The organism is Pseudoalteromonas shioyasakiensis (assembly GCF_022398475.1).
In the GTDB taxonomy this organism is placed as follows: Bacteria; Pseudomonadota; Gammaproteobacteria; order Enterobacterales; family Alteromonadaceae; genus Pseudoalteromonas.
Window position 1 is genome coordinate 16,544 of sequence record NZ_JAKEVM010000005.1, and the last position, 12,247, is coordinate 28,790.

General features: G+C 42.7%; 9 protein-coding genes. 4 read left to right on the forward strand and 5 right to left on the reverse strand.

Going from position 1 to position 12,247, the window contains the following annotated elements:
• Positions 1–90 precede the first annotated feature (90 nt).
• The 3 genes from nadE to L1D51_RS02180 all read right to left on the reverse strand — a co-directional run bounded on the left by nadE (position 91) and on the right by L1D51_RS02180 (position 5,001).
• Positions 91–927: an ammonia-dependent NAD(+) synthetase gene (gene nadE / locus L1D51_RS02170; RefSeq protein ID WP_054563697.1), complete on the reverse strand. Its 837-nt coding sequence runs from the start codon at positions 925–927 to the stop codon at positions 91–93.
• Between the two features lie 66 nt (positions 928–993).
• Complete coding sequence (locus tag L1D51_RS02175; protein WP_239962415.1) at positions 994–1,620, reverse strand: YceH family protein; 627 nt, start codon at positions 1,618–1,620, stop codon at positions 994–996.
• 15 nt (positions 1,621–1,635) lie between these two features.
• Positions 1,636–5,001 carry an ATP-binding protein gene (locus L1D51_RS02180; protein WP_239962424.1) on the reverse strand — a complete coding sequence of 1,122 codons (3,366 nt, stop codon included), beginning with the start codon at positions 4,999–5,001 and terminating at the stop codon, positions 1,636–1,638.
• A gap of 165 nt (positions 5,002–5,166) precedes the next feature.
• Here L1D51_RS02180 and L1D51_RS02185 point away from each other — a divergent pair, with 165 nt between their 5' ends.
• The gene (locus L1D51_RS02185) at positions 5,167–7,449 is read left to right on the forward strand and encodes a penicillin acylase family protein (protein ID WP_239962426.1); all 2,283 of its coding nucleotides are present in this window, start codon (positions 5,167–5,169) and stop codon (positions 7,447–7,449) included.
• Here L1D51_RS02185 and L1D51_RS02190 read toward each other — a convergent pair.
• Positions 7,442–8,542, reverse strand: coding sequence for a GGDEF domain-containing protein (locus tag L1D51_RS02190; RefSeq protein WP_239962428.1), 1,101 nt, complete (start codon positions 8,540–8,542; stop codon positions 7,442–7,444). The genes L1D51_RS02185 and L1D51_RS02190 overlap by 8 nt on opposite strands.
• Before the next feature lie 260 nt (positions 8,543–8,802).
• Between L1D51_RS02190 and L1D51_RS02195 the strand changes: the two genes are divergently transcribed.
• A complete protein-coding gene (locus tag L1D51_RS02195; RefSeq protein ID WP_055199243.1) occupies positions 8,803–10,335 on the forward strand; it encodes a carbon-nitrogen hydrolase family protein in 1,533 nt (510 codons plus the stop codon).
• Positions 10,335–10,652 (forward strand): DMT family transporter, encoded by a 318-nt coding sequence (locus L1D51_RS02200; protein WP_054554646.1) that lies wholly within the window; start codon positions 10,335–10,337, stop codon positions 10,650–10,652. Before L1D51_RS02195 ends, L1D51_RS02200 begins: the two co-directional genes overlap by 1 nt.
• A gap of 40 nt (positions 10,653–10,692) precedes the next feature.
• Here L1D51_RS02200 and L1D51_RS02205 read toward each other — a convergent pair whose 3' ends face one another.
• A complete protein-coding gene (locus tag L1D51_RS02205; RefSeq protein WP_239962430.1) occupies positions 10,693–11,571 on the reverse strand; it encodes an EamA family transporter in 879 nt (292 codons plus the stop codon).
• A 235-nt stretch (positions 11,572–11,806) separates the two neighbouring features.
• Between L1D51_RS02205 and L1D51_RS02210 the strand changes: the two genes are divergently transcribed.
• On the forward strand, positions 11,807–12,190 hold the full coding sequence (locus L1D51_RS02210) for an MAPEG family protein (protein ID WP_055199242.1): 384 nt from the start codon (positions 11,807–11,809) through the stop codon (positions 12,188–12,190).
• Positions 12,191–12,247 lie beyond the last annotated feature (57 nt).

Sequence of the window (12,247 nt, forward strand, 5' to 3'; positions counted from 1 at the left end):
GAGTGATTGAAGGTTTTGAATATTGCTAAGGGTCTGTACGAGGAAGGAAAAAGGGCAATGATTATTGCCCTTTTAGTGTTTTAACTGTTTTTAAAGCTCGTCGTATACCGTTGGGATCGCTTGGCGCTTATGTTGAGTACGTAAGTAAATTGCTGTTAGCTTTTCTTCTACTTCATTGCTGACTTCTTTACCTTCTAAGAAATCATCAATTTGATCGTAAGTGAGGCCAAGCGCTTCTTCGTCAGTTAGACCTGGGCGATCACATTCTAAGTCGGCCGTTGGGGCTTTATGCACAAGTACAGCTGGCGCTCCCAAGTGCTCAGCAAGCGCACGAACTTGACGCTTTGATAAACCAAATAAAGGTGCTAAGTCACATGCTCCGTCACCAAATTTTGTGTAGAAGCCAGTGATGTTTTCAGCACTGTGATCGGTACCAACAACTAAGCCTTGGCTGAAACCGGCAATTTCATACTGCGCAACCATGCGCTGGCGTGCTTTTACATTACCTTTGATAAAGTCGATTTTAGCTTGCTCTGGTAATTCAGCACCACCACCAACTACAGCTGCCATTGCTTGTTCATGCATGCCATCAACAGCCGCTTTAATGTTAACCGTCATACGCTTACTTGGTTGAATAAAATCTACGGCTAGTTGTGCTTCGTCTTCATCTGCTTGTACGCCGTAAGGTAAGCGCACAGCAATAAATTGATATTCGTTCGTGTTATGTTCTTGGTTTAATTCATCAACCGCTAATTGGCATAAACGGCCACAGGTTGATGAGTCAACACCGCCACTGATCCCTAATACAAGTGAGCGAGAGTGCGCAGCAATAAGTCGGCTTTTAAGAAAGTTAACACGACGGGTGATTTCCGCTTTTACATCAATAGTTGGTTGGACTTTCATTTCCGCCAGAATGTCGGCACGCATGGTAGAGCTCCTATTTTCGTTGTGGTTGTCAGCGTCTTGTACATTATGTTACGGGCGCGGTTTTTATTAAAGACCTAAATGCGCTTTTATTGCGTTAATTTGTTGCTTAAGATCTTCGATTTCGCTTCGTAATTGTTGCACTTCACTACTGTTACCTTGAACAGGCTCTTTAGCAGCCATTTCTTCAGTAATGTTGTCTGGGTCAACAAATAAGTGCATGTAGCGGCTCTCTCGCTTGCCAGGCTCTCGTGCTAAGCGTGCCACATGTTCTTGCTCTATAAGTGCATTTAATGCGGCTTCGACTTCATTGACGTTACTGAACTCAGCGAGGCGGTTGCTGCGAGTTCTCAGTTCGCCTGGTGTTTGCGGGCCACGTAACAGTAACAAACAGATAATGGCGCGTTGCTGCTCAGTAAATTGCAAACTGCCAAATTCGGTATTACAAAAGCGGTGAGCATATTTATTTACACGCCCTGACAGCCCTTCATCAACAGTGACTAACCGTGATGCAATAAGCTCATCGAGGGTATCTTGTACTTGCGCTTCAGTGAGAGACAATACTGGCTCACGGTTAGATTTTTGATTACATGCATTAGTCAGTGAGTTTAAAGATAACGGGTAATGTTCGGGTGTTGTACTTTGCTTTTCGAGTAAACAGCCAATAACACGTTGTTGAATTGATGATAATTGCATGGTTTTACTCTCTTTTTATTCTTCAGTGCTTAGCCACACTGTTAACTTTTTATTGAGCGAGTCAAATTTAAGGGGTTTGGTGACATAGTCGTTCATACCTGCGTTTAAACAACGCTCTTTGTCACCTTGCATCGCATTTGCAGTGAGTGCGACGATATTAACCCCCTGATGAGCTGCGCCTGCTTCACCTGCCCGAATGGCTCGCGTTGCTTGGTAACCATCCATTTCTGGCATTTGGCAATCCATTAACACTAATTGGTAGGGGCTTTGCTCTCGGCTTGAAAGTTTTGCAATCGCTTCAAGGCCATTTTCAGCGATATCAAAACTAATGCCTGCTTGCTTTAGCAACGAACCTGCCACCATCTGATTCACTTTATTATCTTCAACCAGCAAGACTTGCGACTCAGTATTATCGCTACTGGTCACGACCTTGGTTATTAAGGCTTCTTTATTAACCTGCTGCTGTTCAATGTATTTGTCGTTCGCCAGTGAATTAAATAAATCAGACTGCGTTAATGGTTTAAAGATAATACTCTCAACTTTTAATGTTTGTCTCGTTTGTTTTTCAGTAAGGCTCATTGGGGCCATTAAAATTCGTTTACAGCTGGTGGCATTAAAGTATTTTAAGAATGCTTGTTGGTGCTCTTTTGTTGCGCTGCTATAAAAAAGATAATCCACTAAAATTGCATCGCAGCCATTATCGGTTGGCATTGCAGCACGATTGAGTAAGCTTGGCATATCAGTATAGGTCTCGACCTCAGCCCCCCATAGTTGTAATTGCTTTTTGGCAATATTGATACTGAGCTTACAATTATCAGCAATTAAAATATGCTTTTTATCTATAATGTGGCTTGGCTCTGGCGCTTGCTTTGTATGATCACGTTTAACTTTTACAGTAAAATTAAAGGTGCTGCCTTCCCCGTATGAACTAACCACACTGACATCACCATCCATTAACTGACACAGCTGTTTTACTATTGCAAGGCCAAGCCCTGTACCGCCGTATTGGCGTGTAGTTGATGCATCAGCTTGCGTGAATGAGTCAAATAGAGCGGCTTGTTTTTCAGGCTTAATACCTACACCTGAATCAATAACAGAGCAGTTCAAGAACAATTCTTCGTTGTTTGTTTCGAGTTTGGCGATAACAATTATCTCACCATCTTTCGTGAACTTAACCGCATTGCTAACTAGGTTATTGATAATTTGCCTAATCCGATTAGGGTCGCTAATGATAAAGCCGTGATTAAGGTGTGTGGTATCTAGCAGCAACTTGGTATTGTTTTGTTCTGCTTTAATGGCAAACGATTCGATAGTATCGCCAAGTAGTTTTGATACATTAAAGCTAACATTTTCAATATCGAGCTTACCGGCCTCAATTTTGGAGAAATCTAAAATATCGTTAATGATATGCAATAGTGATTCAGCCGATGATTGCGCCAAATCTATATGGTGGTTTTGCTGGGTGTCTAGTTTGGTTTGTTTGATGATATTGAGCATCCCGATCACGCCATTCATAGGGGTGCGGATCTCATGACTCATGCTTGCTAAAAATTCACTTTTGGCTTTTACTGCTTGTTCAGCAGCTTCTTTTGCTTGAACGAGTTGTTGTTCGGTCTCTATACGGCGCTGACTTGCGTGTAAACTACCAATGAGTGCCGCAACTGCGATTAAAAAGCTTTCTTCATTTTTACTCCAATGTCTGCGGTTATGACATTTTTCGGCGCACACAACTCCCATTGTTTTGCTACCAGTAGGAATGATCACTGTCAGCATTGAGCGTATATTAAACCAATCAAGGTAGTTGCTACGTAGGTCACTAGTCAGTGGATGTTGCTGAGCATCACTGGCGTTAATTACAGCGTGATTGTTAATGGCATCAAAATAATTTTGAAATTCAAATTGTTGCAGTGAAATCGGCTCGCTAAATTCAGGCTGACTTTGGTCGTGAATAGCAAAGGTATTGAGCGATTGGCGATCGTCACTAAATAGCCAAATACTCGCGCGATCAATATCAAATGCGTGACAAATTGCTTGCACAATCACATGTTTAGATAAGTTAAGGTTACCCGTCAGTACAGCATCATTAACGGTAAGAGAGGCTAAAATCTCATTATGTAAGGCTATTTTGTTGTTTTCTATCTCACCTCGCTTACGGGTATCAATATTTTGTAGTGAACCAAAAAGCTTTATACAACGGCCATTTTTATGCTCGGCTTCACCATGTAGCAGCACCCAAACTTCATCACCTTCAGCAGTGATGATTTGCACTTGAGTCTCAAAACTCTCACCATACTTGATTGCACGCTCGTTAAGGCGACGAATTTTATCCCGGCTTTCACCAGCCTTAAAATGTGTAAAGTTAGCAGGCCACTCTGGTTGTACATTAAGAGGAAACTTAAAAATTTGCTTGGTCATATCAGACCAATAGACGGTTCTTGTCTCTAGATTAAAAGACCAAGCGCCGACTTTAGCAAGGCTACTCATAGTTTCTAACATACGTTCGCTTTTGTACTGTCTTTCAACCATGCGTAAAAAGAATACAGAGGCGCCAGCAAACAAGATACAGAATAAAATAATGGCCAGTCTTAGCGGCCAAATAGCAGAACTTGGTGGCTGCCATCCAGATTTTGGTGTGGCGTACATCTGCCACTCACCACCTGGAAAGTTAATTCTAAAGCTCAGAGGGTTGGTATTGAGCACGTCCTTAGAGCCGAAGAAAAAATCACCTTTAGCACCAAGGCCATTTCTGCCTTGTAGGGCAACATCATAATGCTGACTTAGCGCGATTAACCCCGAGTTTGTGTAGATTTTATCTATGTCGAGAACAACAGAGAGGAGCCCCCAAAAAGTGAGTTCTGGTGGAGTGAATACGGGCATTCTTGCTATTAATGCTTGACCACCTTGCACCAACTCTAAGGGGCCGGCCATAACAATACGGTTTTCATCTCGTGCTCTAATTGCGTCGTCACGCTGCGCTGGGTTTTCTAAAAAGTTTAGCCCGATAGATTTCTCATTACCCACAAGAGGATAAGTCATCTGAATAACCATATCAGGGGCCGCGCCGATGTTTCTAAGCTCTGAAGACGTTGAAAATAAAGGGCTGGCAATTTGCGTGAAGCGGGCTTGGTCTAAATTGGGTTCGGCAGCTACAGCAACTGCAAGCCCTCGCACAAGTTGAATGTTAGATATTAAGGTTGCTTCGAGCTCTGCACGATAGGCACTTACTTTTGCCAGTTCCTGTGCACGAAAAGCATCTTTCTCGCGGCTGTAATTAATTTGGTCGATTACAAGACCAATCACGATGATCCAGGCAAGTGAAAACCAGAAGGCTAGCTTCAGTTTTTGTAGTTTTTTATTATCTGTTTCGGTCGCTAGCGGCATGAGAAATATCAGGTTTTATACTATTTACCTACTATAGACAATTTCTGTGGTAATTAACAATGAACAGCAAATCTATAAACCTAATTTCAATTATTTGTATCGCAACACTATTCTTTCACAAAACTCAGGTTAATATAGTGTTACTTTAGCGCAAGGATAATTGGCATGTTTAAGATAATCAAATGGTTACTAATAGGTTTGTTCGTTGTAATGTTACTCGCAACGGGGCTTGTTTATGGCGTATTAAACTTAAGTTTACCGGCACTTGATGGTCGCGGTAAAAGCGACGCTATTTCGCAATCAGTTAAGATTGAGCGAGATACCTTAGGACAGGCTGTTATTCATGCCGAAAACCGATTAGATGCAGCCTATGCTCTTGGTTTTGCTCATGGTCAGGACCGATTCTTTCAAATGGATTTACTGCGCCGTAATGCTGCAGGTGAGCTTAGTGAGTTATTTGGTAAAGCAGCCGTTGGGCTTGATAAAAAAATGCGCTTTCATCAGTTACGTAAACGCAGTCAGATTGCTGTCGCGCAGTTACCTGCTAAAGATAAAGCGCTATTAAAAGCGTACGCGAATGGGGTTAATGAAGGCCATGCGCAAGTGGGTTTCGATAGCTTTGAATATTTACTCACAGGCGCTGAAGCAAAACCTTGGCAAAGCGAAGACAGCTTACTAATCATTTTTAGTATGTATTTAGATTTACAAACGGCCACCTTTGAGCGCGACAAAACACTGATCGAAATCGAAGATTTATATGGTAAGGCGATGGTTGACTTTATTACTCAGCCTAGCCTTTATCAAGCGGCACTCGATAATAGCCAATTAGCGCCTTATAACGGCGGTATTCCTAATCTCAAAGACGCTCAATGGGCTATGACTGACATTGCAGACCGAAAGGAACTTGGCAGTAATAACTGGGCGGTTACTGGACAGTTAACTGAAACAGGTGCTGCAATGCTGTCTGACGATATGCATTTATCGTTTGCTGTGCCAATCATTTGGTACCGAGCCCAGCTCAATTACCCACTCAATGGTGAAATGCAGCAAATCACCGGTGTGTCACTACCTGGGGCTCCTGCCATTGTTGTTGGTACCAATAATAAAATAGCGTGGGGATTCACCAATGGTTATCTAGATACAGCCGACTGGATAGCTCTTGAGAGTAAAGAGAAAACCTGGCAGATAGATGAACCTATCTTACTCAATGACGGCAACAGCGAAAATTACGCTTTAACCATGAGTGAGTATGGCCCAGTTACAGAAATCAACGGCAAACCTTATGCGCTAAGTTGGGTTGCCCACCATGAGTATGCGGTTGATATGGAGTTACTTAAGCTTGAGCAAGCAAACACGGTTGATGATGCACTAGCGCTTGCTGCTGAGGTGGGTATTCCTGTACAAAATCTGATGGTTGTTGATGATAAAGGTAATGCAGCTTGGAAGAATATGGGAGCCGTGCCTGCCCGTAAAGAGCCCCATCAATTAGCTGTGGCTGAGCAAGCGTATCCTGCACAGTGGCACGAAAACGAAACCCAGCGTCCATTTGTTAAAAACCCAGAAAGTGGCCGTTTATGGACGGGCAACTCACGAGTTGTTTCCGCAGAGGATGACCAGCGCTTTGGTAATGGTGCTTATGCCATGGGGGCTCGCTCGGCACAAATTCGCGACCGCTTATTTGAAAAACAACAGTTCAACGAACAAGATTTTTATGACTTACAACATGATAACGAAGCGCGTTTCTTAACGGCTTGGCATAAACTGCTGGTCAAACAGCTTAGCACTGCAGGCGATAAATATGCCCTGTATTTAAAAGAGCTAAATAATTGGCAGGCGTGTGCTTGTAGCGACTCAATTGGCTACACCTTAGTAAAGCGCTACCGCAGTGAAGTGATTAACGGCTTATTTAGCCCGTTAGAGAATAAGCTAAAAGCTCTCGATAGTAGCTTAAAACCAGTAAAACGAGACTTAGAGCCTGCTGTTTGGCAACTTATCGAAGCGCAGCCTGAAGCATGGTTAAACCCTGAGTATGCAAACTGGCAACAACAAATGATAGGAGCTTTTGATCGCGTTATCACTAAACTAACCGAGCAATACGGTAACAACCCGCACAGCTGGAAGTGGGGCAAGGTTAACGAATTAGTGATTGAGCACCCATTTGCCAAGCAAATACCCGCACTTAAAAGTTTATTGAATATGCCAACAGCACCAGGGGTTGGTGATACCTTTATGCCTTCGGTGCAAGGACGTAGCTTTGGTGCTTCACAGCGCTTTATTGTTCAACCTGGGCACTTAGATGAAGCGATCATGGCTATTCCGGGTGGGCAGTCGGGGCATCCATTGTCAGAATTTTATCGTGCCGGGTTTAACGATTATGTCAGTAATGGTTTAACGCCATTATTACCGCAGGAGATTGCCCACAGTATCACTATCGATGCGGTTAATTAACCGCATCAGCATCTTTGAAAGCAGGGCGATGGCCTTTAGCAATAGTTGTTTGGTTGCGCCCTGCATGCTTACTTTTATACAGCGCTTCATCGGCGTGTTGCAGCATTTTTTCTATTGAAGCGAGCGGTTGCCATTCAATAAGCCCAAAACTCATAGTGACATTGAGATCGGGGAATTCATGATGCGCTTTTAGTTCGGCGATTTTGATACGTAAAGTTTCAATTTTTGCGAAGGCTTGTTTTGCATCAGTGTTGGTTAATAAAATTAAAAACTCTTCGCCACCCCAGCGTACCGCTATATCTTCATCATTAATGAATTGGTGAATTAGCTTCGCAATATTAATGAGTATTGTATCTCCCTTATCATGGCCGTAATTGTCGTTAATACTTTTAAACTTATCAATATCAGCCATAACAATACAAAGACTGCTCTCTTGCTCAATACTTTTTTGATGTGCAGCAGTGATTAATTTTTTTGCAAAACGGCGATTGTAGAGCTTAGTGAGTGGATCGCGGGCTGCCATTTCTGTTAACTCAACCCGTTGCGACAAGGTGATTTCTCTAATTAGACCCATGCCATAGACCATAGGTAAACCGGCAATAATAATATTGATTACATTTACATGTGGTAGTAATTCTGGGTAAGCAAAGCTGTACTGAACATCTGAAAAAAATACATATAGCAGGGCGAATATCGCAATCATCACTAAGCTATATAAAGCTGCACGCTTAAAGGTTAATTGATAATCGATCATTAAAATACAAGACACAGTCCAAAGGTAAAACTGGAACCCTGCGCCTAAGCCAAGGGTGGCACAGACAATTACTGCATGAATAATTACTTCAAGACAAAATACTCTAAGTGCTAGCGAAGTTAGTCCTTGCTTAATTAAAAAGATGCCGCTTGCCCAAGCAAGCACACTCAAAATATTCACTAAAGCAAGCGTATTTGCACCTATGTGAGCAAATACGGGGATCAGCAAGACATGAACAATCAACGCGAAATAGGCGATTTTAGAAATAATCAGAAATTTAACGTGTTCAATCTCTTCTAAGCCAGATTGCTTTGATTGTTTTAATAAGTGTTTGATCAATCCAACCTCAAATACACATGGAGAGTAGCGTAATTATAGATGAAAAGTTGAGCAATGCAGGTTTATAATTGCTCGCTTTTGCTTTGTAAACGCATGTCACTGATGTTTATGAATGAGGCTAAGCGCCTGTTCACATCATGTTTGTTAAGCTTGGGGCTTGGCAGAGTGGGCATTTGATGCCACTCTAGTTAAAGCTAATCTAGAAACATGCTGAGCAATGTTTGCTGTGATTATTCTCTCGTGCCTAAAAAGGAGTAGCTATGCCGGCGGAAAAAACGCATTTAGAGATCTGTAATCTAACCAAAGAACAGTACCCACAAATAAAGACCCTCATGGATCAAGCGTACCCAGGGCTTGGTGGTGCTTGGCCAAGCCATACTATTTTTAGGCTAATAGACCAGTTTCCGGAAGGGCAAATAGGTATTGTTGACGATGGTGTTTTAGTGGGCATTGCCTTGAGTGTACAGGTTGATTACGCGCGCTTTTCTAACCCACATACCTACGAAGACATTGTTGATGGTCATGACCGTGTATTTAGTGATCCTGAAGGTGATGCACTTTATGGTTTAGATGTGGTGATTTCATCAACTCACCGAGGGATGCGACTGGGTCGTCGCTTATACGATGCACGTAAAGAGCTGTGTCGTCAGTATAACTTACGCGCTATTTTAGCGGGTGGGCGTATTCCGCGTTATTACAATCACAGTGCAGAGATGTCGCCGATGGAGTACATCGAAAAAGTTGACCACAAAGAGCTGTACGATCCGATTTTAAGCTTTCAGTTATCTAATGATTTCCAAGTTAAACGTTTACTTAAAAAATACCTTCCTGAAGATCAGGAGTCAGTTGGTTATGCCACTTTACTCGAGTGGAATAACATTATGTTTGAGCCGACGGATACGGTACTTGAGTCGACTAAATCAATTGTGCGTGTCGGTGCTGTACAGTGGCAAATGCGCTGTGTTGAGTCTGTCGAAGAGCTGCTCAAGCAAGTGGAATACTTTGTTGATACGGTGTCTGACTATAAGAGTGACTTTATTCTGTTTCCGGAATTTTTCAATGCCCCGTTAATGGGTCTTACCGAACAAAGTAATCAAACGGAAGCTATTCGCTATTTGGCCGAGTACACAGAAACCTTCCGTGATGCAATGTCACGCATGGCGGTTGAATACAATGCCAATATTATCACAGGCTCCATGCCACTCGCAGAAGATGACAAGATTTATAATGTCAGCTATTTGTGCCACCGCAGCGGTAAAATTGATGAGCAGCGTAAAATTCATATTACCCCTCACGAGCAAAATGACTGGGTGATCCAAGGCGGTGATAAAATTGCTGTATTTGAAACGGATGCGGGTCGTGTTGGTATTCAAATTTGTTACGATGTAGAGTTCCCTGAGCTGTCACGTATTCTCGCTAAGCAAGGGTTAGATATTTTGTTCGTGCCATTTTGGACGGATACAAAAAATAGTTACTTACGTGTACGCCATTGTGCACAAGCACGCGCAATTGAAAATGAATGTTATGTTGTGATTGCAGGCTCGGTTGGTAACTTACCTGAAGTAGAAAGCTTAGACGTACAGTATTCGCAATCAGCAGTGCTTACCCCTTCTGACTTTTCGTTCCCGCATGATGCAACCTTGAATGAAGCAACACCGAATACCGAAATGCTGTTATTCAGTGATTTAGATATGGATAAACTGAAAATCCTTCACAGTGAAGGTACTGTTAGAAACTTAAAAGACCGCCGCGAAGATTTGTATGACGTGATCTTGAAAAAGCGAGATCACTAATGGCGTGGTTGTATTTAATTGTCGCAGGTCTTTTAGAAATTGGCTGGCCTGTTGGCCTTAAAATGTCTCAACAGGCAGACAGTCGCTGGTTAGGCATTGCGATAGCCGTCGCATTTATGGTCGCTAGTGGTTTTATGCTGTGGTTGGCGCAAAAGGATATTCCGATGGGAACATCTTATGCGGTATGGACAGGCATAGGAGCAGCAGGCACTTTCTTAGTTGGTATTTTATTTTATGGGGATGCCGCCACATTTGGCCGTATTGCCGGAGTATTGCTGATAATTAGCGGTGTGATAACGCTAAAAATTAGTCATTAAAAAAGCGGCATAGCCGCTTTTTTAATGACTAGGAATAAGCCTAATTTGGTAGCATTACCAGGATGGCTGCCAGTGCAATCAACACAAGCCCAGCCGTGTCTTGGCGCTTTAAAGGTTGTTTTAACCAAAGAATCGATACCAAAATGGTAAAGAATACTTCTATCTGCCCCAGTGTTTTTACATAAGCAACATGCTGCAAGCTCATAGCGCTAAACCAACCGATTGAACCTAAACAGCTACAAACACTAACAGCGGTCGTGGTGCCTTTGTGATGCCACATTTTCTTAAATGTATCGCGTTCTTTGAATGCAATATACACGCACAGCATCAGGGTTTGTAAGCTGATAATCAGTAACAACACCCAAGCGGCCGAGTGTGGGAAAGTCAGCCCTGAATTTAAACTTGCCTCACGGATCCATGACGATGAAAGAGCAAAAGAAGTGCCGCAAGCAAGCCCAAGCAGTGCGGTGCCCAAATTAAAGTGTTTAACATTCGCGATGCCACTTAATAGCAATACCGCAATTGCACCAATAAATACGCCAACCCAACCTAGCAGTGAGAGTGCTGAGCCGAAGAACATAACGCCTAAAATGGCCGCCATCAGCGCTTCACTTTTTGCAAGCCCGGCACCGACTGCAAAGTTATTCATTTTAAACAGTTTTACCATCAAACCGGTGGCAAGGATTTGGACGATACTGGCGCCAACAATGTAGCCAATAAAAGCCAGATTAAAGTCAGGGAGTGCGGCGTCTTGATACTGATAAAGTACAAATAAATACAGGGCAGCAATCGGGCTGGCAATAATAAAGCGAGCAAGCGTTACCCCTGCAACGCTCACTGTTGCACTCAGTTTACTTTGCAGTGCATTGCGCCACGACTGCATAAATGCCGCAAAAATAGTTAAGAAAATCCAAGTCATATTGAAAATAAATTAATGAGGAGAGGCGCTTAGAGTAACAAAACCAAAGTATGAGAGCATTAGCTTATCGACCAACTTGAGAAAAACTCAGCTGTGACAATATGCCGCAGGGCTTTTATGCCGTCATTAGACTATAGTGACAATGATGCTATTGCTGGCCGCTGCTGTTTTAAGTAGCGGCTTTTTTTTGTTTACGCTAGGGTAGGGTATTACAGTTAAAAGATAAGGAAATATCATGACCACACTGATTATCTGTGCACTCATCGCAGTACTCATACCCTATTTAGCCAAAGCGCCTGTGGCTTTTGCACAAAATAAGTTGGCAGGCTACGACAATAAGCACCCACGCGAGCAACAAGCTAAACTAACCGGCTTTGGTGCTCGTGCGTTGGCAGCACATCAAAATAGCTTTGAATCGCTGATTATTTTTGCTGTCGCTCTGGCAGTCGTTATAGGTAGCAATAATGTCTATCAGGTAACTGAGACCCTAGCGATTGTGCATGTTATTGCCCGTGTGTTGTATTGTATTTTCTACTACATAAACCAAGATATTCTGCGCTCATTAGTTTGGCTAGTAGGCTATGTTTGTGCTGTGGCGATGATTGCTGTTTGCCTCTAGTTACAAAGCAATAAGTTAAAAACCACAAAGCAAGCGGCTTAAATAAGGCGCTTGCTT

Excerpts from the sequence above, each read along its gene's own strand:
- nadE (WP_054563697.1), bottom strand. The coding sequence starts at position 927 with ATGCGTGCCGACATTCTGGCGGAAATGAAAGTCCAACCAACTATTGAT.
- L1D51_RS02175 (WP_239962415.1), bottom strand. The coding sequence starts at position 1,620 with ATGCAATTATCATCAATTCAACAACGTGTTATTGGCTGTTTACTCGAA.
- L1D51_RS02180 (WP_239962424.1), bottom strand. The coding sequence starts at position 5,001 with ATGCCGCTAGCGACCGAAACAGATAATAAAAAACTACAAAAACTGAAG.
- L1D51_RS02185 (WP_239962426.1), top strand. The coding sequence starts at position 5,167 with ATGTTTAAGATAATCAAATGGTTACTAATAGGTTTGTTCGTTGTAATG.
- L1D51_RS02195 (WP_055199243.1), top strand. The coding sequence starts at position 8,803 with ATGCCGGCGGAAAAAACGCATTTAGAGATCTGTAATCTAACCAAAGAA.
- L1D51_RS02200 (WP_054554646.1), top strand. The coding sequence starts at position 10,335 with ATGGCGTGGTTGTATTTAATTGTCGCAGGTCTTTTAGAAATTGGCTGG.
- L1D51_RS02205 (WP_239962430.1), bottom strand. The coding sequence starts at position 11,571 with ATGACTTGGATTTTCTTAACTATTTTTGCGGCATTTATGCAGTCGTGG.
- L1D51_RS02210 (WP_055199242.1), top strand. The coding sequence starts at position 11,807 with ATGACCACACTGATTATCTGTGCACTCATCGCAGTACTCATACCCTAT.